The organism is Amycolatopsis sp. NPDC051903 (assembly GCF_044452505.1).
Taxonomy (GTDB): Bacteria; Actinomycetota; Actinomycetes; order Mycobacteriales; family Pseudonocardiaceae; genus Amycolatopsis.
In genome coordinates, this window is sequence record NZ_JBITBT010000059.1 from 13,932 (window position 1) to 36,948 (window position 23,017).

Sequence of the window (23,017 nt, forward strand, 5' to 3'; positions counted from 1 at the left end):
GCTCATTCGACGGCGGCGCGGGCGGTCCACAGCTCCGGGAACGGGAGTTCGGCGATCGTCGGCCCGAGCCAGCTCACGCCCGGTTCGCCGTAGTAGGCAGCGCGGTCGCCGAACGTGCGCCGCACCGACACGAGGTGGCGGTGCTTCCAGTTCGTGAACTCCTCGGCGACGTCCGCGAGCGCCTCACCCAGCGCGAAGAGCTCCGGGTTCGCCGCGGGGTCCTGGTAGACCACGCGCCACGCCTCCGTCACGGTGGCGTGGGAGACGTACGGCGCGGCGTAGTCGCGGTCCAGGTGCCCGGCCGGGATCGGGTGACCGCGGCGGGCCAGCAGGTCCAGGACGTCGTCGTACAGGCTGGGCGCTTCGAGGGCTTCGCGCAGCTGGCCCTGGCGCGTGGGCGTGGCGTCCAGCGGCGTGAGCCCGTCGGCGGACTTCGTACCCAGCAAGTAGACGAGCCAGCGGTACATCCACGACTGCAGGGCGCTGTCCTTGCCGTGGTGTTCGGCGAGACCGCGCAGCACGGGCATGAGCTCGGCGGGCGTCAGCCACGCGAGGGAGTCCCACATCCCGCTCAGCGCCCGCAGGTGGGCGGCGGTGCGCTTGAGCGTGGTGAGGGCACGGCGGAGGTCATCGGCGCGCAGTTCGCGCTGGGCGGTGCGCAGCTCGTGGACGACCAGGCCGAAGTAGAGCTCCATGACCTGCGCGTTGACGAGGAACGCCGGCTCGGCCGGACTGTCGCTGACCAGCTCCTGGAGGGTGTGCAGGTCCTCGTTGCGGACGTAGGAGGCATACGGCGTCCGCTCGCCGGGCGCGTCCGGCCCCGGCTGGTTGAGCAGGCCCCGGTGGCCCTCGGCTGTTCCCATGGCTGTCTCCTCGGCTGTTTTCGCGGATCAGCTGCGTATAGTGAAACTCGAAACTAGCCACGATCAGCGGCAACGGTCAAGGATTTGGACTAACACTCGTGTCTTACGTGCAACGTTCGCGGAACTACGACCTCGGCAAGCGGGCCGACGACGTGCAGGCGACCCGCACCCGCATCGCCGTGGCCGCGATGGAGTTGCACGCCAGCCTGGGCCCGGCTCGCACGACCCTCTCCGCGGTCGCCGAGCGCGCCGGCGTGCGGCGCAACACGCTGTACCGCCACTTCCCGACCGAAGAGGACCTCAACGACGCCTGCTCCGGCCACTTCTGGTCACTGCACCCCCTGCCGGACCCGGCGCGCTGGCGCCAGGTCGAGGAACCGCAGTGCCGCTTCGAAACGGCGCTCTCGGCGGTCTACGCCTACTACGGCGAAACCACCGAAATGATGGCGAACCTGATCCGTGACGCGGAGGTCCTGCCGGTCGTCGCCCGCTCGCTGGAGGACTACCGGGCGCTGCTCGACGACATCGCGCAGATCGCGGGCGAGGGCCAGCCGGCCCGCGCGACGGCGCGGCACGCGCTGGAGTTCGCCACGTGGCGCTCGCTCGTGGTGCACGGCGGGCTGACCGACGACGTCGCCGTGGAGCTGATGTCCGCGCTCGCGTTCGGTACGGCGGGGCGCGAGCACACGGGCGAGCCGGCGACCGCTCCTCAGCAGGGCAAGCGCGAAGCCGTGGTGTGCGCGGCCTTCGCGGCGTTCGCCGAGCACGGGTTCCGCGTGAGCCTCGACGAGATCGCCGAGCGCGCGGGCGTGTCGAAGGTGACGATCTACAGCTACTTCACCAGCAAGGAAGCGCTGTTCCGGACCGTGATCACCGAGCAGCTGGACGAAGCCGTGAGCGCCGCGCGGCAGCTGCGCTCCACCGGTCCGGCCGACCTGCGCGAGCTGTGCGCGGCGTGCGTCGACGTGCTGACCTCACCCGCGATGGCCAACCTGCACTCGGTGCTGGAAGCCGAGGCGAAGCGCTTCCCGGACGACACGGCCGCGTGGCTCGGGCGCGTGCCGACGGAGCTGCGGCTGGTGCTGGAGGACGCGCTGCGGGCCGTGCCGTCGATCCCGGACCCGGAGCTGGCGGTGACGCAGCTGTACGCGTTGTGCGTGCAGCCGGGCGAGCCCGCCGTGATCGACTCCGGCGTGGCGATGTTCTTGAAGTACTACGGTTCCTGAAATACTACGGTTCCTCAAGAACTACGCCGACGCGCCGAGCGCGAAGCCCAGCAAGGCGTAACCACCCGCGCCGAGCACGACCAGCGGCAGCGTCGCGACGGCTGGGCGCCACGAGCGGCGGCCGAGGACCACGAGCAGAACCAAGGCGACGACGAGCATCGTCACCCCCTGGCCGGGGTAGCGCAGGATCACGAGCCGGTACAGCCCGTCGACCGCGAAGAGCGCGACGAGCAGCGCGAGGCCGGCCGCACCGAGCCACGTGCCCGGCCGCTGCCGCCACCACGCGGCGCCGAACCCGAACACGATCCCCGCGATCACCGCGCCGGCGGCCCACACCGCGGCGGTCGACCACGCGCTCGCCGAGTACCAGCCGTGCACCGCCTGCGCCACGCCGTACCAGACGACCAGCGCCAGCAGCAGCGAGCCGACCGCCGCGCCGGCCACGCGCCACGACGGTTTTCCCGTGCAGCCCACGAGGAACGCGAGCGCCGACCACGTCGCGACGGCGTTCGTGGTCCAGCCCCACGCCGTCGCCTGCGTCAGGAACGTGCCGAGGCCGAGCACGAGCCCACCCAGCACGGCCGTTCCGGTGGTGCGCAAGCTCAGCCCGCCAGGAATTCGAGGCGGTTGCCCACCGCATCGAACGTGTGGAACCGCCGCCGCCCCGGGATTTCGGCCGGATCGGCCCACACGACGTCGTGCCCCGCCGCGGCGAGCGCTCGCGCGGTCGCGTCGACGTCCACCACGAACGCCGGGTGCGCTTTCACCGCCGGCCGGAAGTCGGCCTCGACCCCGACGTGCAGCTCCCCGGCCGGGCCACCCACGCCGGGCACGCGGAACCAGCACCCGCCGCGGCGCGCGAGCACCGGCGGTTTCGGCAGCTCGGGCCAGCCCAGCACGCCGGTGTAGAACGCGCGCTGCGCGTCCTCGGCCCCGGCCGGGCAGGCGACCTGCACGTGGTGGATCACCAGCTGAACCTACGCCCGATCAGGAGTTCCAGCCGCCGTCGACGCGGATGTCACTGCCGGTGGTGTAGGACGCGGCGGGACTCGCGAGGAACGCGATCGTCGCCGCGACCTCGTCGGGCCGCGCGTAGCGGTGGAACGGCAGATCGCCGAGGACTCGCCGTCCCAGCGGAGTTTCGTGCGAAGGGGGCATCTCCGTGTCGGCGAACCCCGAGACGACGGTGTTGACGGTGATGCGACGCGGCGCGAGCTCGTGTGCCCACGAGCGGGTGTACAGGCTGACGGCCGCCTTGGTCGCACCGTAGTCCGCGAGGCCCGCGGTGTAGGCCCGTTGCCCCGCAATTGATCCGAGGCTGATGATCCGGCCGCCGTCGGGCATGTGCGCCACGGCGCGTTCGGTGGTGGCCACGAGACCGTGCACGTTGATCGCCCACATGCGGTCGCGGTCGGCACGCGAAAGCGCGCCCATCGGCGCGCCGAAGGACACGCCCGCGCTGTTGACCAGGATGTCGACGCACCCGAACCGGGCCGCGACGGCGTCGACCATCGCGTCGACCTGGTCGCGGTCGGCCTGGTCGGCCTGGCACACCTCGGCTCGCACGCCCAGGTACCGGGCGTGTTCGGCGACGCGTTTCGCCTCGTCCGCCGATTGCCCGTACGCGACCGCGACGTCGGCTCCCGCGGCGGCCAGGTGGCGCACGGTCGCGGCACCCAGGCCCCGGCTGCCACCGGTGACGAGCGCGACCTTGCCGCGGAGGTTCTTGTTCGGTCCACCGGTCATGCCTCGACGGTAGTGAGACACCCTCCGATGATCATCGTGCCGAGTCTCGTCTTTCCTGCCCTTTCGTCACCACTGCCGCTTCAGAGCCAATCCGGGCGGGTCACGCCGTCGGGGTCGACGCGGGCGAGGATGCGTTCGTGGGCGGCGTGCAGCTGCGCGAGCTCGCCCTTGCCGAGAGCGTCGACGATCAGCGCGCGGACCGTTTCGACGTGCTGGGGAGCCGCGGACTCGACCAGCGCCAGGCCGGCGTCGGTGAGCACGGCGCGGGTGGCGCGGCGGTCGTCGGGGTCAGGCTCCCGGGCGACCAGGTCACGGGCTTCGAGGCGTTTGACCACATTGGACAGTCGGGACAACGACGAGCTGGTGATCTGCGCGAGCCGGCTCATCCGCAGGGAGCGCTGCGGCGCCTCCGACAGCATCGAGAGCGCGTGGTACTCGAAGAAGGTCAGCCCCGCGTCGTGGTCGAGCTGGGCGTCGAGGGCCGCGGGCAGGCGCGTGAGCACGCGGACGAAGCCGAGCCACGCCACCTTCTCGTCGAGGGTCAGCCACCGGGGTTCGGACACGGCCGTCACTTTACTTGACGCGTGAAGCATTTCGTTCTAGCTTTAGTTCAAGGTTGAACTAATCATCGTGCGAGAGGGAAGTCATGCGCATCGCCATCATCGGAGCGGGCAACGTCGGCGGCGGCCTGGCCGCGGCCGCGACGAAGGCCGGCCACGACGTCAAGGTCGTGGCCGCTCACCCGGAGCACGCGGAGAAGGTCGCCGCCGAGACCGGCGCCACGGCCGCCACCCCCGCGGACGCGGCCGGGGACGCCGACGTCGTCGTGCTCGCCGTCCCCTTCGGCGCGGCCGCCGGCGTGCTCGGCGAACTGGGCGGCACCGTCGCGGGCAAAGTCGTGGTGGACGCGACCAACCCGCTGGACGACACCTTCAGCGACCTCACCACCGTCGGCACGAGCGCCACCGAACAGCTCGCCGCGCAGTTCCCGCAGGTGAAGCTCGTGAAGGCGCTCAACACCGTCCTCGCGGGCCGCCTCGGCTCCGCGACCGGCCTCGACGCCTTCTACGCCGGCGACGACGCCACGGCCAAGGCGGCCGCCGTCGAGCTCCTCCAGTCCCTCGGCTTCTCCCCCGTCGACGCCGGTGGCCTGCGCATGGCGCGTTCCCTCGAGGAGATGGCGCTGCTGAACATCACGCTCAACGTGCGCAACAACTGGCCGTGGCAGAGCGCCTGGGGCCTTTCGCACCAGGGCGCCTGAACCGGCGCGGCCGAGCGATTCACTCGAACGTGACCCGCCTGCGCCGTCAAGATCGTCTTATGTTCGGTCCGTGGGTTACCTGATCACGTCGATCCCGTTCTTCGCCGGTTTCGCGATCAGCTTCCGGTTCGAGCGGAGGCGGCTGCTGAACGGCGTGCTCCTGCTGGCGGGGCTGCTGCTGGTGGCCATCGGCGGGATCTTCGCGCTGCTGGACCTCCCCGCGGTGCACGACCGGGTCAGCGGCGGCGAGCTCGCGTTCTTCGTCTTCCTCGTGGTGACGGTGCTGCTGCCGGCGTTCCTGGTGCTCAACGGGCTGCAGATGGTGCGCCGTGAGGGGCGGCGGCTGGGCAACCTGCTGTCGCTGCTCGCGGGGGTGGCGATCTTCGCGTTCGCACCCCTGCTGCTCCTGCTGGGCAAGGACGTGCTGCCGCGGGCGCTGGAGGTGGTGGTGATCAGCGCCGGTTTCGTGGTCGGGTACCTGAGCCTGGCGTTCGCGGCGTTCGTGCTGTGCTCCGTGGGCTACGGGCTGCTGCGCCCGCCGTCGGGCGCGGATTTCCTGGTGGTGCACGGCTCCCGGCTGATCCGCGGCACCGTGCCGCCGCTGCTCGCCAGCCGCCTCGACCGGGCGCGCACGCTCTACGCCGCGGGCGCCGCACGGGACGCGGCGCCCGCGGTGATCACCTCCGGCGGGCAGGGCGCCGACGAAGCGCGCCCGGAAGCCGTCGCGATGGCCGACTACCTCGTCGACCACGGCATCCCCCGCGCCGAGATCGTGCTGGAGGACCGCTCCACCACCACGCGCGAAAACCTGGTGTACAGCCGGGAACTCATGTCCGCGCGCAACCCGGGCTACCGCTGCCTGCTCATCACCAACAACTTCCACGCCTTCCGCACGGCGATGCTCGCCCGCCGTCTGAAGGTCAACGGCCAGGTCATCGGCTCCCGCACCGCCTGGTACTACGTGCCGAGCGCCACGATCCGCGAGTTCGCCGGCATCCTGCGCGACTACCGGATCCTCAACGCCGCGCTGATCGTCCTGATCGCGGCGGCCTATCCGGTGTCACTGCTGTTCCGGTCGCACTGACCCCCGGGCACACCCGCTGCTCGAACGGCTCGATTTCCCCGTCCCCGCCTTGACCCCGGCGCGTCGGCGTCCACAGTGGACAGGTGGAGAAGTTCGCCGATCGCATGAAGACGATGCTCAACGAGGCGTGCCTCGCGCTGCAGGTGAGCGTCGGGCACCAGACGGGGTTGTTCGACGTGCTCGCGGGCCTGGCGCCGTCGACGAGCGGTCAGGTCGCCCGGGCCGCGGGGCTGAACGAGCGCTACGTGCGGGAGTGGCTGGCCGCCATGACGGTCGGTGGCCTCGTCGACTACGACGCCGCGACGCGCAGCTACACGCTGCCGGCGGAGCACGCCCAGGCGCTGGCGCGCGGGCCGGAAAACCAGGCGTCGATGCTGCAGTACATCGCGATGATGGGCGAGGTCGAGCAGCAGGTCGTCGCCGCGTTCAAGGACGGGCGCGGCGTGCCGTATTCGGCGTATCCACGGTTCCAGAAGCTGCAAGGCGAGGAGTCCGCGCGCACCTTCGACGCCGAGCTCCTCACGCACGTCCTGCCGCTCGTGCCGGGGCTCGAAGAACGGCTGGCTCTCGGGATCTCCGTGCTGGACGTCGGCACCGGCCAGGGCCACGCCGTGAACCTCCTGGCTGGTGCGTTCCCGGCGAGCACCTTCACCGGCGTCGACGTGTCCGAAGCCGGCATCGCCGCGGCCCGTGAGGAAGCACGGGGCCTCGGGAACGTGTCGTTCACCGTCGCCGACGCCACGGAGCTCGAGGGCGAGTACGACCTCGTCACGACCTTCGACGTCATCCACGACTCCGCCGCACCCGACGGCGTCCTCGCCGCCATCCACCGCGTCCTGCGGCCCGGCGGCACGTACCTGATGCAAGACACCGCGTGTTCCTCGCAGCTGGAGGACAACGTGGAGCACCCGCTGGGCCCCGCGCTGTACACGTTCTCGGTCTTCTACTGCATGAGCGTCTCGCTCGCGCAGGGCGGCGCCGGGCTCGGCACGATGTGGGGCCGGCAGGACGCGCTCGCGCGGCTGGCGAACGCCGGCTTCACCGACGTGACCACCGGCAAGCGGCCCGACGACGTGATGGACCTGTACTTCATCGCCCGCAAGCCGGCGTAGCCACCGGAACCGGGGACTACGCCGGCTTGCGCGCGAGCGGCCAGCGCCGCCCGATCGCGACGTGCAGGATCACCGACACGCCGATCGCGTTGAGGGTCACGTGCCCGACCCAGTCGACGGGCGCGGCGCGGCCCCAGTCGAGCGAGCCGGCGAGCGCGAACAAGGCCACGTACAGCACCGCGGCCAGCGCCAGGGTGAGCCCGAGGGACACGAGCCGTTCGAGCCACGCCGGCCAGCGCGCCGGCAGGGCGTCTTCGAACTGCATGCCGACGACGAGCCCCGCGGCCACGAACGATCCGGCGAGCGCCGAGAGCACCGGAACCGGCACCCAGAGGTTCAGCACCACGAAGGTGAGGATCCCGCCGCCGATCGTGCCGGCGTTGGCGCACCCGAACCGCACCCACTGCCGTCCGATGAGCCGGAACGGCCAGCCCCGCCACATCACGAACAGCAGCACCTGCCAAGCCCCGATGCACGTCAGCGCGGCACCGAACACGCCGGGGTCGAGCAGCCCCCGGCCGCCGCCGCGGAACGGGGTGCCGCCGAGCAGCAGCACGTACAGCAGGATCGCGATCGCCCACGCCAGCACCACCGCGCACACCCCGCCCGGGATCGGCTTGAGCCACCGGCGCAGCGGCCAGTGTTCGCTCACCAGCGTCAGTTCGAGCATCACGACGAACGCGGCGCCGGCGAGCGGCATCGTCGCGGGGAAGGTGCTGAATTCGAGGTTGTCGGGCGCCGGGTCGAACAACGCGCCCAGCGACAGGTGACCCACCACCGCTTCACCGAGGAACGCCAGCACGACACCGGCGAGCACGATGAGCGCGGTGTCCGCCCAGCCGGCCCAGTCGGGGCCCAGCCGGGTGCCCGGCCAGTCCTCCCACCAGAACGCGATCATCGACACCACCGGCAGCGCGAAGGTGATCAGCGGCGCGAGGACCAGCAGCGACGCTTCCGCGCCACCCGCGCCGATCGCGAGCAGCACCGCCACCGGGAGCACGGCCAGCAGCCCGGCCAGCCCGAGGCCGGGCTGACGCGCCCAGCGCGACGTCCCGGGGCCCGTCGGATCGTGCCTGTGGTGCCGTTCGCGACGGCTGATGGCCGGGCGCGGCGGTGCCGCGTCCACGATTCCGCTGCGTGCCCCGTCGGCTCTGCCACTCACCTCGAGCGGTACTCCTCGTCGGTCACGAGGTCGCCCCACTCGGACTCGGGGCCGCCGCCCGCACCGGGGCTCTCCCCCATCGCGAGGTGCGCCATGAAGTTCTCCGGCGCGGCGCCGTGCCAGTGCCACTCCCCCGGCGGCGTGTGCACGGTGTCGCCCGGCCGCAGTTCCACGACCTCCCCACCGCGCGACTGCACGAGCCCGCGGCCTTCGGTCACGTGCAGCCTCTGCCCGACGGCGTGCGAGTGACACATGGTGCACGCACCCTGCGCGAAGAGGTTCACGCGCAGGCGCGAAGGTTCCTGGCCGTTCGCGACCACGTCGAACCGCACGTCGCCGGTGAACAGGTCGGCCGGCCCCTTCGTCGAGGGTCCCTTCGGCTGCAGTTCCATGCTCGGTTTCTTCCTCTTCGGCGGTACAGCCCGGTTGTTGTTCTCGAGCGCCGCACCGCGGCAGCCGCAGGCCCTTCGCGTGACGCAGATGGGGGTCAGGTTAGCCATCGCCCCAGGTCATCTCAAGGACGCGAAGGCTCGCGGTGACGTTCGGGCAGTGCCGGCTCATCCGGACGGGCGGACCTCGGCCCGCGTGACCAGCTCCGGGGAAATCCTTCTCTACGGTCAAGGTGAGTGACTGCTTACTTCGACCATCCTTTTCGGACACTTCACGGGAGTGCGGCCATGCCCTCACGCGCGCCGGCCTTCGTCGCCGCTGTGCTCGTCCTCGTGCTTTCGTCGTTCGCGGTACCGGCTTCGGCCGCTTCGGGGACCTCGTGCCGGGACCTCGACCTGGCCGTGCCCGAAGCGCTCGCGGGCGGGGTCGTGCACGGCACCCTGTGCGTGCCCGCCGGCGCTCGGACGGTGCTGGTGCTGACGCCGGGCGCCACGTACAACTCGACGTACTGGGATTTCCCGTACCAGCCCGACCGCTACTCCTTCACCCGCGCGATGAACCGCGCCGGCTACGCGACGATGAACCTCGACCTGCTCGGCACCGGCCGCAGCAGCAAGAACGCGGGCCCGCTGCTGACGTCGACCGTCGAAGCCGCCGCCGTGCACCAAGTGGTGCACCGGATGCGCGGCGAGTTCCAGCGCGTCGCGCTCGCCGGGCACTCGCTCGGCTCGGCGATCGACGTGCTCGAAGCCGCCACGTACGGCGACGTCGACGCGCTGCTCGTGTCCGGCGAGGAGCACCGCGTGAACCTCGCGGACACCGCGGCGCTGTTCACCACCGACCTCGTGCCCGCGCCGCTGGCCCCCGGCTTCACACGCACCGGCTACGACCTCACGGAGCTGACCACGGTGACCGGCCGCCGGTACGAGGCCTTCCACGCGCCCGGCGTCGTCGACCCGAAGGTCGTCGAAGTCGACGAGCAGACCAAGGACGCGTTCGCACTGGCCCAAGCACCCGACGCAATCGGCATCGCGATCCTCACCGCGTACTCGAACCGCATCACCTCGCCGGTCCTCATCGCGATGGGCCAGCGCGACAAGTACTTCTGCGGCTTCGTCACCGCCACGTGCACGACCACCGGCGTCCTGGCCGACGAAGGCCCGTACTACGCCTCAGCCCGCTCGCTCGACGCGTTCGTCCTGCCCACGTCCGGCCACGACCTCACCCTGAGCCCCCGGGCGCCCGCCCTGCACACGGCGGTGACGAACTGGCTGGGGCGGGTGCTGTCGGGCTGAGGTGATCATCTGAGCACGCCGGTCGCCGTCATGGGTCGCCCGGAACTGGAGCCACGGCGACCAGGTCCGGCCATCGAACGCAGGACTTCCACCGGCTGCGAGGGAATCCAGGATTGCGAGTTCGCGGGCCCTCGTCGCTGTGTACTCGCGGACGCGCCCCTCCGGTAGCGCTGCGACGAATTCCTCACGCCGCTCGCGAGGCCCTCGACGCGGCCGGGCGTGAGGCCGAGGTGGTCCGCGAGTGCCGCAACCCTGTCCTCGAACGCCGAAGTCACCCGGCCACCTTGCTGAAGTCCCGGCGACTCACGCGGTGCGACTGCTGTGGCACGGCACTATCTCTCCCATCCCGGATCCTTGCCAGGGCGGCGAGAACCTTCGCGGCGACAGCGATCTCCGCAGGGTTTCGGGGCAGCGCGCGTCGATGAGGCTCGCTTTGTCGATGAGGGCGGGCCGAGTCACAGCACCGCCAGCCGGTCCAGTAATCGTTCCGCCTGCGCGATCTCCGTGCTCAGCGGGTGGTCCTCGGCGATGTACGGCAGGGCCCCCTCCGCCAGCCGGAACGCTTCGCGCAGCGGGGTGTCCGGCAGGGGCAGGCCGGAGAGCCGCAGGGCGCGGACCGCGCCCAGCAGTTCGCAGGCGAGCACGGTCCGGTAAGCGGCCGTGGCCGCGGCGGTGCTGCGGACGGCGTGCGTGGAGAAGCTCGCGTGGTCCTCGAGGCCGCGCGAAATGACCGCGGTGCCGAGGGTGACCGGGGAGGCGGCGTGGCGCAGGGTGCCGAGGGCGTCGTGGGCGACGTACTCCAGGATCATGATCCCCGAGCTCCCCGCGGGGCCCTGGCTCAGGAACGGGGGCAGCCCGCTCAAGTCCGGCTCCACCAGGTCTCCGAGGCGGGCCGTCGACAGCTCGGCGACGTGGTGCAGGGCGGCGCGCAGGTGGTCGAACGCCAGCGCCACCTGAGCGGTCGAGAACTGGCCGTGGTGGTAGGCCTGTTCGGTTTCCACGTCGATCAACGGGTTCTCGACGGCGGCGTTGATGTCGATGTCCAGCACGCGTTCCACCCAGGCCGCGGCGTCGAGGGCGGGACCCTGGACCTGGGGAAAGGCGCGCAGGCCGAACGGGTCCTGGATGCGGCGGCCCTCGACGACGTCGTCGCCGTCGAGCAGCAGGCGGCGCAAGGAGGCGGCGCAGGCGACGGCGCCGGGGTGCGGGCGAGCGGCGTGGACCCGCGCGGAGTACGCCTCGGCGGAGCCGCCGAGGGCGACGAACGTCAGAGCCGTCACGACGTGGCTCGCGGCCAGCAGGCGGGTGAGGTCGTGCCAGGCCAGCACGGCTTCGGCGAGCGTGGCGGCGTTGCTGGAGATGAAAGCGAGCGCGTCGCCGGGGCTGATGGCCAGCGGGTCGAGGTCGCCGGCGGCCCAGGGCAGTTCGCCGGCCAGGGTCAGCGCGATTTCGGCCAGCGCGGTGAGGTCGCCGGTGCCGATGGCGCCGCGGGAGTGGACCAAGGGCAGCGCGCCGACGCGCAGCGCGGTCTCCAAGCCGCGCAGCAGACGCGGGTGCACGCCGCTGCCACCGGCCGCGAGCTGGTTGAGGCGCACCGCCATGACCGCGCGCACGACGTCGTCCGGCAACGCATCGCCGGTGCCGCCCGCGTGGCTGCGCAGCAGGCGGAGGCCGTGGTGGTCGGCGGATTCGGGGTCGACGACGGTGTGCCGGTTCGCGCCGACGCCCGTGGTCCGGCCGTACACCGCGCGTTTCGCACCCAGCTCCACCGCCAGTTCGTAGCTCAGCTCCGCCCTGGTCACCGCGTCGGGCTCCAGCTCGGCCCACGCGCTGCGCCGCGCCACGCGCACCACGTCGGCGCAGCGGAGGCCGGACCCGCTGATCTCGATGCGGCTGGAGTCGGTCATCGCCATCCCTCTTGACAAGTTTTCATTCATTCCTAGGGTGACATGAAACTATTCATTCGCTCGACACGCAAGGACGGAGGCCCGGTTGTCCCGGTCGCTGCACGAACTGCTCACCGCCCACCGGCTGACCCCGGCGCAGCGGCGCATCGCCAGCTACCTCGCCGACCACGCGGCCGAGGCCGCGGCGCTCACCAGCGCCGAACTCGCCGAAGCCACGCAGGTCAGCCAGCCGTCGGTCACGCGGTTCGTCGCGCTGCTCGGGTTCGACGGCTACGCCGGGTTCCGCCGCTACCTGCGCGAAGCCGCGGCCGAACCGGAGCCGGAGTGCGGGGGCAACAAGTTCCAGGACGCCATCGACGCGGACCTGCGCAACCTCAGCGCCCTGCGGGCGGCCTTGGCCGACGACACCAAGCTGCGCACGATCGCCGCGAGCTTGATGGAGTCGGTGCCCCTCGTCGTCGCCGGGTACCGCGTCTCGGCCGCGCAGGCCGCGAGTTTCGCTTACCTGGCAACGAAGATCCACCCCGACGTCCGCCTGGTCACCGACTCCGGCACCGTGTTCGGCGACGCCGCGCGCCACGCTCACCGGCGTGGCGCGCGGCGGCTCGTCCTCGTCGCGCTCCCCCGCTACCCCCGGGAAAGCGCCGCGGCACTGGAGCAGGCCCGCGCGCTGGGCCTGCGCACCCTCCTGATCACGGACCGGCCCGTCTCGGCGCTCACCCCCTACGCCGACGACGTGCTCAACGCGGGCGTCGCGTCGGAGTTCGTGTTCGACTCCCACGCCGCGGTCGCCTCCCTGACCGTGGCGCTGGTCGAGGCGATGGCCGACGCGGCCGGCGCCCTGGCCCGGCAACGACTGGAAGGTTTCGAAGACTATGCCGCAGAGCAAGACCTCTTCCTCCCCGAGTGACTCGGGAGAAGCGGCGGCCACGGCTTTTGACGACGTCCCCCTCAACCGGTTCCACCTCCGCATCACCGCGCTCACCTTCTGCGCCAACTACTCCGACGGCTACGAACTCGGCATCATCAGCATCGCCCTGCCGGTGATCGCGTCGGCCCTCGGCTTCGGCGCGGTGTGGGAGGGACTGCTCGGCGCGTCGGCGCTGATCGGGATCTTCCTCGGCAGCATCATCGTCGGCTGGCTCGCGGACAAGGTCGGCAGGCAGCGACTGTACACAGTGGACTTCCTGCTGATCGCCGTCGCGTCGGCCGCGGAGTTCTTCGTGACGGATCCGGTGCAGCTGTTCATCCTCAGGTTGCTGATCGGCATCGGGATCGGCGCCGACTACGCACTCGGGCCGACGCTCGTCGCGGAGTTCGTGCCCCGCAAGTACCGCGGCGGGCTGCTGGCTTCGCTGACCGTGCTCTGGACAGTCGGCTACGTCGCCGCGTTCTTCCTCGGGAACTACCTCGTCTCCCTCGGCGGCGACTCGTGGCGCTGGCTGCTCGCGACGAGCTGCGTCCCGGCGATCGCGGTGGTGCTGCTGCGGATCGGCGTACCGGAATCGCCGCGGTGGCTGCTGACGCAGGGCCGCGTGGAGCAGGCGCGCGCGGTCGTTCGCCGGCTCAAGGGTGACGTGGAGGCGTTCGAAGATCTCGTGCGCTCGCACCGCGCGGCGCGGCGCGTGCGCTACCGCGAGCTGTTCGGCCGGAAGTACTGGCGCAACACGGCGTTCGGCACGATCTTCTACAACGCACAAGTGGTGCCGTACTTCGCGATCTACACGTTCCTGCCGCTGGTGCTGGTGAAGATGGGTGTCGGCGAGGAGGACACGACCAGCGACGGTTTGCTGAACCTCTTCCTGCTCCTGGGCAGCCTCGGCGGCCTGTGGCTCGTGGCGAAGATGTCGCGGCGCGGCCTGACGATCTGGTCGTTCGTGGTGCTCATCGCGACGATGGCGCCCATGGCGGTCTGGCCGGACGCCCCGACGGCGCTGCTGTTCCCGCTGTTCCTCGTCTTCACGTTCACGATGTCGGCGGCGGTCAACCTCGACCAGGTCTACCCGCCGGAGCTGTTCCCGACGGATCTGCGCAGCTCCGGCGTCGGGCTGCTCAACGGGCTCAGCCGCGTCGGGTCGGCCATCGGCACGTTCCTGCTGCCCCTGGCCCTCGACGGCATCGGCTTCTCGCCGACGATGCTGATCCTCACGGTCGTACTCGTGCTCGGCCTGGTCGTGTCGGTGGCGTGGGCGCCGGAGACGAAGAACTCGACGATGGACTGACGCACCGTTTCACCCGAAACGGTCGCGGGCGAGCGGATACCATGCCGCCATGGCCGCTCCCCGCAAGTCCGGTACCGCCCGTGCGACGGGTCGCCGAGACGACTCGTCGCCGTTCGCGCTCGGGTTGCTGCTTCGCCAGGCCCACTGGCACGCGGCCGCGGTGATGGCGGAGGCGCTGCGGCCGCTCGGCGTCGAACTTCGGCACTTCGCCGTGCTGATCGTGCTCGTCGACCGCGGCCCGACGGTGCAGCGCGACCTGGCCGAAGCGACGGGGACCGACAAGGCCGGGATCATGCGCGTGGTCGACGACCTCGAGCGCAAGGGCCTGGCCGTGCGCAAGGCCGTGCCGGGCGATCGGCGGGCCCGCGCGGTCGAAATCACCCCCGACGGCCGCACCCTGTTCGACGCGGCCCACGTCGCCGCGCTGCCGTTGGCCGAACGCCTGGCCGCAGGCTTGGATCCGAGCGAACTCGAGCAGCTGACGACGCTGCTGACGAAGTTCACCTATCCCGCGGACTCGTGAGCACGCCCACGTGGCGGCGAGGCCGGCTCGTGCCGCAAACTAGTGTCGAATGAAACTTTCTTACTCGACACTAGCCAGGGGGCACGTTCATGGACGTCTACGAAGCGGTCCGCAGCCGGCACGCGGTTCGCGGGTTCAGCGACCGGCCGATCCCGGACGGGGCACTGGAGCGGGTGCTGTCGGCGGCCGCACAGGCGCCGTCCGCGTCGAACATCCAGCCGTGGCACGCCTACGTCGTCACCGGCGCGCCGCTGGCGCAGCTGAAGAAACGCGCCGGCGAACGCCTCGCGGCGGGCGACCCCTGGGACGACGCGGAGTACGAGCAGTACCCGCCGGCGCTGAAGTCCCCGTACCGCGAACGCCGCGCCGCCTTCGGCGAGCAGCGGTACGGCGCACTCGGCATCCCGCGCGAAGACCTGGAAGCCCGCCAGCGGGCCGCCGCCGCCAACTGGGACTGCTTCGGCGCACCCGCCGCGCTGTTCTGCTACCTCGACCGCGGCATGGGCAAACCGCAGTGGTCCGACGCCGGCATGTTCCTGCAGACCGTGATGCTGCTGCTGCGCGCCGAAGGCCTGCACAGCTGCCCGCAGATGGCGTGGGCGAAGTTCCACCGGACCGTCGCGGAAATCGTGTCGCCGCCCGGCGAGCTCGTGCTGTTCTGCGGCATGTCGATCGGGTTCGAAGACCCGGCGCCCGTCCAGCCGCGCACCGGGCGGGCGCCGCTCGGCGAAACGGTCACGTTCGTCGAGAGCTGACCCACGCAGGTCTTCGTGCTTGGGCCACGGGGACGTGCCTGGTGGCCGAGCGAGACCGCGGTGGCCGAGCCGTGCGGCGCGCCGCACCTCATCCCGGGGAGGCGAGGAACCGCGTCCCGCGAAGGTTCACCGTTGGGGCGACGGTGAACCGACGAGAGGCGGCCCTGATGTCCGACTACATCCGCATGCAGGGAACGGACCAGAAGGCGATGGACCGGACCCGGCCCGGGTTCGTGACCACGACGGAGCCGAGCGGCTGGCTCGCGTTCGCGGGCACGATGGCGATCCTCGTCGGGTTCTTCAACATCATCATCGGCCTGGTGGCCCTGTTCAAGAACAACTACTACGTCGCGGCGCCGGGTGGTTACCTCGTGCTGAACCTCACGGGCTGGGGCTGGCTGCACCTGATCGTCGGGGTGCTCGCGGCGGCGGCCGGCGCGGCGTTGTTCTCCGGAGCGGGCTGGGCGAAGGTCGTGGTCGTCGTGCTGGCCGGGTTCAACGCGCTGGCGCACCTCGCGTTCCTGTCGGCCGCCCCGGCGTGGGGGCTCATCGTGATCGCCATGGACATCCTGGTGATCTGGGCCGTCGTCGCCCACTCCGGAGAACGCTCGACGGTCTAGGACTCACCCTTGGCGGATGAGGCCTTGCCGGTGAGCGGCGCCGTGTCGACGTAGTGCATCTCGTACACGCGCTCGGTGAACTTCCAGCCGTCCGGGGTGCGCCGGTACCGGTCGTGGTACACGGATTGGTTCAGGTGTGAGCTGCCGTCGCGCAGCCGCCCGAACTCGACGATGTACGCGCGGCCGGTGGCGGTGTCCCCATCGAGCGTGATGGAGCCGGGGTGCGTGGTCTGCAGGAAGTACTCCCACACGTCGCGCGCTCCTTCGATACCGCGGCGGATCTCGGCGCGGCTGCCGAATTCGATGTTCCCGGCGGGGATCCGCAACGTGCCCTCGTCGGTGAACAGCGACGCGAGGCGGTCGAAATCGGCCATCATCCCCGCGTCGGTGAATTCCGCGCACAGCGCGCCGATCTCGACGCGGTCGGCAACGGCCTGGAAGTCGGTCATGGTCTGTCACATCCTTCGTCCGTGGTTCGTCAACGCTCTGACGGATCACGACGGAGGAACCTGACAGTGGACCGATTCCTGGTCGAGCAGTTCGAAGCGCACCGCGAGCACCTGCGCGGGGTCGCCTACCGCATGCTGGGCTCGCTGGCCGAGGCCGACGACGCCGTGCAGGAGGCGTGGCTGCGCCTCGCCCGCTCGGACACCGCGGACGTGGCGAACCTGGGCGGCTGGCTGACCACGGTCGTCAGCCGCGTGTGCCTCGACGTGCTGCGCTCACGCAAGTCCCGGCGCGAGGAGCCGCTCGAGACGCACGTGCCGGACGCCGTGGTCGCGGATCCGGGTAAGGACCCGGCGGCCGAGGCGGTGCTCGCCGACTCGGTCGGCCTCGCGCTGCTCGTGGTGCTGGAGACGCTGGCGCCCGCGGAACGGCTGGCGTTCGTGCTGCACGACATGTTCGGGGTGCCGTTCGCCGACATCGCCCCGATCGTCGGCCGCTCCCCCGCCACCACGACGCAGCTGGCCAGCCGCGCCCGCCGGCGCGTCCGCGGCGCGACCCTGCCGGACTCCGACCTGCCCGCCCAGCGCGCCGTCATCGACGCCTTCCTCGCCGCTTCCCGCTCCGGCGACTTCGACGCGCTCGTCGCGGTGCTCGACCCGGACGTCGTCCTGCGCGCCGACGCGGGCGACGCCTCGCGCCTGGTCCGCGGCGCCGGCCAGGTGGCGAGCCAGGCCGTGCTGTTCCAGCAGACGGGCGCCACGGGCCGTCCGGTGCTCGTCAACGGCGCGGCCGCGATCCTCACCTTCGTCGACGGCGCACCGGCCGCCCTGTGGTGCCCCACCGTGCGCGGCGGCCGGATCGCCGAGATCAACATCCTCGCCGATCCGGCCCGCCTCGCACTGCTGGGCCTGTGACGCGTCAGCCGGCCAGGCCGGTCCCCGGTACCCGCACCTCGAGCGCGCTGCCGGGGTTGAGCAGCAGATCCCGGCCCCCGAGCTCGCGGACCGGCACCGGCCGGAACTCCTGGCCGGGCGGCGGCGCGGGCAGGTAGCCCTCCGAGGTGTACGCGGGCACGACCTCACCGTCCTCGTGCGGCACCGGAACCACCGGCCGGTCCGGTGCCGCCGGCACGTAGACCGTCGCCGCGAGCAGGGCCGTGCGGACCCCGCTGTCGTCACCCTGGCCGGTGATGACGGCTTGCAGCGCGGCCTCGACTTCGTTCACCGGCGCGGGGATGCCCAGCGCCAGCGGAGTCGGCCGGTAGTCCGGGTTCGGCTGGAAGCCGCCGGCGATCTCCCCCCGCTCGTCGACGCGGTAGGCGCCGGCGATCGCCACGCCCGGCACCTCCTCGGCACCTTCGAACGCCGGGTCCACCACGTAGAGCCAGCTGTCCGGCGACTGCCGGGCGCGCTCGCGCAGTTCCGGGGTCAGCGCCGGGTTCTGGGGGCTGACCACGGGGTTCTCCGATTCGTCGGGCTGGTTCACGGCGCTCACCCCTGGAAGTCCGGGTTCGGGATCCAGGTGCTCTGGATGCCGTTCTTGGCCGGCACGATCGTCGGCGGCTGGCCCGGTGCACCGAACGGCTGCACGTTGTAGTTTCCGCTGATCTTGTTGGCTCCGACGATCTGCGAGCCCGGGATGTGGTCGACCGCCGCCCACTCGTCCTGGCCGTCGAACGCCGGGACGCGGTCCGGGTGCGACGGCAGGTGGACCATCGTGTTCGCGTCGCCCTTGATCGTGTACACGTAGCCGTCGTGGCCGTGGTACTGCGTGCCGCCCTTGCCCCACCAGTCCGCGCCTTCGGTGACCTGCGCGTTCGGCTTGATCGGCACGAACTGCACGCCGGTGTTGTAGTTGCCCGACGTGGACACGTACCCGCTGCCGGAACCGTACGAACGGTGCTGGTGCGTGTCGATGTCGTAGATGGGCGGCCGGTTGTTGCGGATCGCATCGGACGTGAGGCCTTCGCTGAACACCTTGTCCGGCGGCGCGCCCGAGCCGTGGTAGACGTAGTCCGGAGCCGACGGCGGGTTGTGCGAGAAGTCCGGCCCCGCCGGTGCCGGCTGGTGCTGCTGGGGCGGCGGCGCGGCCTGGTCGGTGATGTCCTCCGACTCGGACCCCGGAGACGACGACCGCGACGGGTTGGCGGTGCTGCCGGTGTCGCCGACGTGAGCCGGGTCGTGCGAGCTGCCCGGCCGGTTCGACTCACCGAGGTCGATCTCGGAACAGCTGGTCGGCGCGAGGCCGAGCGGGTCGGCGACGCGCAGCGGGTTCCGCACGTACGCCACGGGGTTCGGTGCGGGCGCGAGGCCGAGGGGGTCCTGGCTCACGTAGCGGCCCGTCGCCGGGTCGTAGTAGCGGTAGACGTTGTAGTGCAGCCCGGTCTCGGCGTCGAAGTACTGGCCGGGGAAGCGCAGCGGGGTGGCCGTCGGGTCGCCGCCGCCCGGCAGGTCGCGGCCCCACACCGTGGTGCGGCCGCGCCAGCCGAGGCGACCGGAGGCGTCGAGCAGCTCCGTCGGCCGGCCGACCGGGTCGGTGACGATCGTGTGGAACAGCCGGTTCCCGCCGGCGCTTTCGTGCTGCGTGAGTGGCGCGGCGGAGTCGGGGTCGTAGTCCCACGTGCGCACGCGGATCGTGCCGTCGGGCCGGCGGTGCGTCTCCTCCACGAGCTTCGCGCCGTCCCACACGAAGTCGGCCTGTTCGGCGACCTCGCCGCCGGGCCCGAGGCGCTGCTTGGCGATGCGCCGGCCGACGGGGTCGTAGCGGTAGCGCCACCGCGTGCCGTCGGGGGTGGTCACGCCGGTCATGCGGTCCTGGGCGTCCCAGCCGTAGTTCCACACCAGCGCGCCGACCCGGCGCTGGACGACCCGCCCCTGCGCGTCGTACCGGTAGGCGAGCACGCCGGCCGCGGTGAGCGAGTTGGCCGCGTAGCTGCGCGGACCGGACTCCGGCGCCGGGGCACCGGCCGCGGCGACGGAGACGATGTTGCCGGCCGGGTCGTAGCGGTAGCCCTCGCGCCGATCGGGCTCGACCACCTCGACGACGCGGCCCGCGGCGTCGAGCTGGAACTGCGCGCCGCCACCGGTGTTGTCGGAGGTGCGGACCAGGTGCCCGTCCGGCCGGTAGCCGTACCGGCGCTGCAGGGCAGCGGTCTCCTGCCCGGCGAGCCGCTGCTCGGCGTCGAACTGCTGCGTGAGGACCACGGCACCGTCGACGGTCCGGCCGGTCTCCTTGCCCGCGGCGTCGCGGGTGAACGAGAGCACGTGGCCCGCACCGGCGAGGCCGATCGGGGCGCCGCCGTCCCCGAAGGACCACACACTGTCCACACCGGACGGAGTGCGGCGGTGGACCCGGGTGCCGTCCGGGGCGTAGGCGAAGGTGGTCGTGCGGCCGTTGGTCGTCTGGGCGATCACGCGACCGCGTTCGTCGCGCTCGTACTCGATGACCGCGTCGCCGTTCTCCGCGCGGCGGAGCCGGCCGACGGGGTCGTAGGAGTACGTGGTGAGCCCGTGCGGCGTGCGGCGCCCGACCAGGTTGCCCAGCGTGTCGTAGGTGTGCTCGGTGAGTTCGCCGAGCCCGTTGAACGCCCGGGTCAGCCGGCCCACGGCGTCGTACTCGAAGCGCAGCGTGCGACCGTCGAAGTCGCGCTCCTCGACGACGCGGCCCGCGTGGTCGCGGACGTAGCGCCAGGTCAGGCCGACGGGATTGGTCACCGATGCCAGGCGCAGCTCGGTGTCGTAGGTGTAGGTCGTGCGCGCGCCGGTCTCGTCGACCGCGGCCACCACGACGTCGAACGGCCCGTACTCGCGCCGGGTGACCGCGCCGATTTCGTTGACGTGCGCGACGTCGTTGCCCTCGGGGTCGTACGTCCACTGCTCGCGCCCGCCGGCGGCGCCGACGCGGGCCGCGCGCCGGCCTTCGACCGTCCAGTCGAGCCGCACCCGCCCACCGGGGGTTTCGACGAGCGCGGGACGGCCGAACATGTCGGGCACCGACGTCTTCGCCGAGCGCCCGGCCTCCGCAACCGCGTCGGGCAGCACCGAAGCACTGGTGCCGCTGTCGTGGCGGAACGCCTCGGCGGTGCCGAGCTGACCGGCGAACGGATCCGGTGCCTCGTCGTAGGTGCGGGTCCAGGTGCGCTCGCCGTCGCGCACGCTGATGGCGGCGACGGCGCCGGCCCGGAGGTGGACCTGCACGACACTGCCGTCCGGCCGGACCACCCGGCCGAGTGCGCCGGTCTCGTCGTATTCGTAAGCCGTGGTGCGGCCGAGCGGGTCGGTGCGGGTGAGCAGCCGGTCGTAGCGGTCCCAAGTGGACGTCGTGACGCCACCCGCCGGGTCGACTTCCCGCACGACCTGGTTGGCCTCGTTGAGGTGGTACTCGGTGCGCCGGCCGAGGGAATCGGTGTAGGCGGTGACGCGGCGCTCGCGGTCGTACGCGAAGGTGCCGTCGCGGAACCCCTTGTCCCCGACCGTTTTCACGCACCGGCCGGCAGCGTCGTAGACGTAGCGGTACCAGGTGCCGTTGCGGTCCTGCCAGCCGGTGACACGGCCCTGGGTGTCGTAGTCGAACTGCATCGGCCGGTCCGAGGAGTTCACGACCTCCGACAGCCGGCCGTCCGCGTCGTACCCGTAGCGCACGGCCGCCACGCTCACGCCCGCGTCCGGGTCCACCACCGAGATCGCGGTGACGCGGTCGCGCGTGGTGGTGAACTCGACCTGGAAGCCGTCGGAGTGGCGGATCCGCAGCGGGCGCGCGGCCTCGTCGTACTCGACGTCGAGGCGCTGCTCGGCGCCGGTCACCGCGGTCAGGGGAAGCACTCCCGCGCGTTCGCCCGGCACCGGGTCGAACCGCAGGCGGGTGTCGCGCTGCGGGTGCCCGAGCACGTAGCCGCCGTCGAGCCTGCGGGTCAGCGGCAGGCGCGGCCCTTCGACCGGCAGCGTCGTCGTGCCCGGTGCGGGCAGCGGGTAGACGAGCACCACACCGTCGGGCGCGAAGTAGCAGACGTCCTCGTCGTCGACCTCGAGTCGCTGGTCCACTGTGGACGCCCAGGACCGCCCGAACCAGCGGCCGGCGTGGTACGACGAGACGTGCGTGCGCTGCAGTGACAGCTCGAGGTCCAGCGGCAGCACCAGGTCGACCTGCTCGAGCACCATTTCGCCGGTGGCGACGTCGATCGGGTCGGACTCGCAGACCCGCTTGTCCGGGCCGACCGCGCGGTCGCGGGGCGGTGAGGGCTTGTTGGGCGAGCCCTTCGGCGTACCGCCGCCGCTCTTCGGGGTGCCCGGATCGGAGCCGAGCCCCTTCGGCGCCGGGGCCGGTGGGGGTTCGGGTTCGGTCTTGGCCGGCGGGGGCGGGTCGCTCTTCGGGGGCGGCGGCGGGGTGTCTCCGCCACCGGAGCCGGAGGCGTGGGTGGCGTCGTCGCCGCCCGATTTGGCGGGCGGGGGCGGGGTGTCGCCACCGCCGTGGCTGCCCCCGCCGCCGGCGCTGGAGGAGTGCGTCGAGTCGTCACCACCGGACTTCGCCGGCGGCGGCGCACCATCACCCCCACCCTTCGGCGTGCCACCACCACTGCCCGCGGGCTTGGGCGGATCCTTCGGCATCGGGCCGATGTCGCCACCCTTGCCCGCCGTCGAGACCTTGCCACCCTTGATGTTCTTCAACGCCTTCGCGGCGTCCTCGAACAGCGTCCCGGCCTTCTTCAGCAACGGGATCAGGGCCTTGAGCGCCTTCACGAGCTTGGTGACGATCGAGGTGATCTGCGACGCGGTCTTGGCCACCGCGCTGATCACCTGCGGCACCACCCACGCCAGACCGATGCCGAGGGTGAACAGCACCTGCAACGCCCAGCTGATCAGGTGCCCGACCAGCTCCGAGATGATGTCGCGGACCAGGGTGCGGACCGCGGCGACCACCTCGCCCGCGGTCTTGACCCCGCTGGACGCGCCTTCGCAGCCCTTCTGCGCCGACTGCAGCAACGTGCCCAGGTCCTGGGCCCGCTGCCGGTAGGCATCGGACGCGTCCCCGGACCAGGACTGCAGATCCGACATCACCGCGCTGTTCAGGTCCGAGGCGACGCTGCCCAGCTCCTTGGCGACGTTCGCCCACGTCTCCGACTGCGCCTTGATCTGATCCGCATTACCGGTCAACCCGTTCAACGCGTCCTTGAGCGGCCCGACGTGCTCCATCAGCCAGCTGACCCCGGCCGCCAAGATCGCGCCGAACGGGTCCATCGCCATCGACAACGCGTCCAGCGCGGTGCCCACGGCACCCATCGCGACCGACGCCCAGTCACCGGACTCGATCGCCGTCGACAGATCGTTCGCCGTCTCCAGCAGGGAGATCCCGGAATACGCCTTGGTCGAATCTTCCGTCGGCGCGATCAGCGGATTACTCACGCGGGT

At 71.7% G+C, this 23,017-nt stretch carries 22 protein-coding genes; 11 read left to right on the forward strand and 11 right to left on the reverse strand.

Annotation, left to right across the window (positions count from 1 at the left end; genetic code table 11):
- Positions 1-2 precede the first annotated feature (2 nt).
- On the reverse strand, positions 3-863 hold the full coding sequence (locus tag ACIA77_RS49560) for a tryptophan 2,3-dioxygenase (protein ID WP_395893202.1): 861 nt from the start codon (positions 861-863) through the stop codon (positions 3-5).
- Positions 864-961: 98 nt separating this feature from the next.
- Between ACIA77_RS49560 and ACIA77_RS49565 the strand changes: the two genes are divergently transcribed.
- Entirely contained in the window at positions 962-2,089 is a 1,128-nt protein-coding gene (locus ACIA77_RS49565) for a TetR/AcrR family transcriptional regulator (protein WP_395893203.1), read from the forward strand.
- Positions 2,090-2,110: 21 nt separating this feature from the next.
- Here ACIA77_RS49565 and ACIA77_RS49570 read toward each other — a convergent pair whose 3' ends face one another.
- The 4 genes from ACIA77_RS49570 to ACIA77_RS49585 all read right to left on the reverse strand — a co-directional run bounded on the left by ACIA77_RS49570 (position 2,111) and on the right by ACIA77_RS49585 (position 4,398).
- The gene (locus ACIA77_RS49570) at positions 2,111-2,689 is read right to left on the reverse strand and encodes a DUF6518 family protein (protein ID WP_395893204.1); all 579 of its coding nucleotides are present in this window, start codon (positions 2,687-2,689) and stop codon (positions 2,111-2,113) included.
- A gap of 2 nt (positions 2,690-2,691) precedes the next feature.
- On the reverse strand, positions 2,692-3,057 hold the full coding sequence (locus ACIA77_RS49575) for a glyoxalase (RefSeq protein WP_395893205.1): 366 nt from the start codon (positions 3,055-3,057) through the stop codon (positions 2,692-2,694).
- Positions 3,058-3,076: 19 nt separating this feature from the next.
- On the reverse strand, positions 3,077-3,835 hold the full coding sequence (locus ACIA77_RS49580; protein WP_395893206.1) for an SDR family NAD(P)-dependent oxidoreductase: 759 nt from the start codon (positions 3,833-3,835) through the stop codon (positions 3,077-3,079).
- Between the two features lie 80 nt (positions 3,836-3,915).
- Positions 3,916-4,398 carry a MarR family winged helix-turn-helix transcriptional regulator gene (locus ACIA77_RS49585; protein WP_395893207.1) on the reverse strand — a complete coding sequence of 161 codons (483 nt, stop codon included), beginning with the start codon at positions 4,396-4,398 and terminating at the stop codon, positions 3,916-3,918.
- A gap of 83 nt (positions 4,399-4,481) precedes the next feature.
- Here ACIA77_RS49585 and ACIA77_RS49590 point away from each other — a divergent pair, with 83 nt between their 5' ends.
- The 3 genes from ACIA77_RS49590 to ACIA77_RS49600 all read left to right on the forward strand — a co-directional run bounded on the left by ACIA77_RS49590 (position 4,482) and on the right by ACIA77_RS49600 (position 7,292).
- Positions 4,482-5,096 (forward strand): NADPH-dependent F420 reductase, encoded by a 615-nt coding sequence (locus tag ACIA77_RS49590; RefSeq protein WP_395893208.1) that lies wholly within the window; start codon positions 4,482-4,484, stop codon positions 5,094-5,096.
- Positions 5,097-5,166: 70 nt separating this feature from the next.
- Entirely contained in the window at positions 5,167-6,180 is a 1,014-nt protein-coding gene (locus ACIA77_RS49595) for a YdcF family protein (protein ID WP_395893209.1), read from the forward strand.
- Positions 6,181-6,263: 83 nt separating this feature from the next.
- Positions 6,264-7,292 carry a class I SAM-dependent methyltransferase gene (locus ACIA77_RS49600; protein WP_395893210.1) on the forward strand — a complete coding sequence of 343 codons (1,029 nt, stop codon included), beginning with the start codon at positions 6,264-6,266 and terminating at the stop codon, positions 7,290-7,292.
- Between the two features lie 16 nt (positions 7,293-7,308).
- On the opposite strand, the gene ACIA77_RS49605 is transcribed toward ACIA77_RS49600, so the two are convergent.
- Both ACIA77_RS49605 and ACIA77_RS49610 read right to left on the reverse strand, forming a co-directional pair.
- A complete protein-coding gene (locus tag ACIA77_RS49605) occupies positions 7,309-8,454 on the reverse strand; it encodes a hypothetical protein (protein WP_395893211.1) in 1,146 nt (381 codons plus the stop codon).
- Positions 8,451-8,846, reverse strand: a complete 396-nt coding sequence (locus ACIA77_RS49610) for a cupin domain-containing protein (RefSeq protein WP_395893212.1) — start codon at positions 8,844-8,846, stop codon at positions 8,451-8,453. The genes ACIA77_RS49605 and ACIA77_RS49610 overlap by 4 nt, the downstream gene beginning before the upstream one ends.
- Positions 8,847-9,131: 285 nt before the next feature.
- On the opposite strand from ACIA77_RS49610, the gene ACIA77_RS49615 reads away from it, so the two are divergent.
- Positions 9,132-10,139, forward strand: a complete 1,008-nt coding sequence (locus ACIA77_RS49615; RefSeq protein WP_395893213.1) for an alpha/beta hydrolase — start codon at positions 9,132-9,134, stop codon at positions 10,137-10,139.
- A gap of 455 nt (positions 10,140-10,594) precedes the next feature.
- Here the strand turns inward: ACIA77_RS49615 and ACIA77_RS49620 are convergent, their stop codons facing one another.
- The gene (locus ACIA77_RS49620) at positions 10,595-12,046 is read right to left on the reverse strand and encodes an aromatic amino acid ammonia-lyase (RefSeq protein WP_395893214.1); all 1,452 of its coding nucleotides are present in this window, start codon (positions 12,044-12,046) and stop codon (positions 10,595-10,597) included.
- A gap of 85 nt (positions 12,047-12,131) precedes the next feature.
- Between ACIA77_RS49620 and ACIA77_RS49625 the strand changes: the two genes are divergently transcribed.
- The 5 genes from ACIA77_RS49625 (at position 12,132) to ACIA77_RS49645 (ending at position 16,166) form a co-directional block, all read left to right on the forward strand.
- A complete protein-coding gene (locus tag ACIA77_RS49625) occupies positions 12,132-12,956 on the forward strand; it encodes a MurR/RpiR family transcriptional regulator (protein ID WP_395893215.1) in 825 nt (274 codons plus the stop codon).
- Positions 12,922-14,268, forward strand: coding sequence for an MFS transporter (locus tag ACIA77_RS49630; protein ID WP_395893216.1), 1,347 nt, complete (start codon positions 12,922-12,924; stop codon positions 14,266-14,268). The genes ACIA77_RS49625 and ACIA77_RS49630 overlap by 35 nt, the downstream gene beginning before the upstream one ends.
- Positions 14,269-14,317: 49 nt before the next feature.
- On the forward strand, positions 14,318-14,791 hold the full coding sequence (locus ACIA77_RS49635; protein ID WP_395893217.1) for a MarR family winged helix-turn-helix transcriptional regulator: 474 nt from the start codon (positions 14,318-14,320) through the stop codon (positions 14,789-14,791).
- Between the two features lie 89 nt (positions 14,792-14,880).
- Positions 14,881-15,546 carry a nitroreductase gene (locus ACIA77_RS49640; protein WP_395893218.1) on the forward strand — a complete coding sequence of 222 codons (666 nt, stop codon included), beginning with the start codon at positions 14,881-14,883 and terminating at the stop codon, positions 15,544-15,546.
- A 209-nt stretch (positions 15,547-15,755) separates the two neighbouring features.
- Positions 15,756-16,166, forward strand: coding sequence for a hypothetical protein (locus ACIA77_RS49645; RefSeq protein ID WP_395893235.1), 411 nt, complete (start codon positions 15,756-15,758; stop codon positions 16,164-16,166).
- Here the strand turns inward: ACIA77_RS49645 and ACIA77_RS49650 are convergent.
- Positions 16,163-16,615 carry a nuclear transport factor 2 family protein gene (locus tag ACIA77_RS49650; protein ID WP_395893219.1) on the reverse strand — a complete coding sequence of 151 codons (453 nt, stop codon included), beginning with the start codon at positions 16,613-16,615 and terminating at the stop codon, positions 16,163-16,165. The genes ACIA77_RS49645 and ACIA77_RS49650 overlap by 4 nt on opposite strands.
- Positions 16,616-16,675: 60 nt before the next feature.
- On the opposite strand from ACIA77_RS49650, the gene ACIA77_RS49655 reads away from it, so the two are divergent.
- On the forward strand, positions 16,676-17,527 hold the full coding sequence (locus tag ACIA77_RS49655) for a sigma-70 family RNA polymerase sigma factor (protein WP_395893236.1): 852 nt from the start codon (positions 16,676-16,678) through the stop codon (positions 17,525-17,527).
- Positions 17,528-17,531: 4 nt separating this feature from the next.
- On the opposite strand, the gene ACIA77_RS49660 is transcribed toward ACIA77_RS49655, so the two are convergent.
- A complete protein-coding gene (locus tag ACIA77_RS49660) occupies positions 17,532-18,098 on the reverse strand; it encodes a type VII secretion system-associated protein (RefSeq protein WP_395893220.1) in 567 nt (188 codons plus the stop codon).
- A gap of 5 nt (positions 18,099-18,103) precedes the next feature.
- Positions 18,104-23,011: an RHS repeat-associated core domain-containing protein gene (locus ACIA77_RS49665; protein ID WP_395893221.1), complete on the reverse strand. Its 4,908-nt coding sequence runs from the start codon at positions 23,009-23,011 to the stop codon at positions 18,104-18,106.
- Between the last annotated feature and the right edge of the window lie 6 nt (positions 23,012-23,017).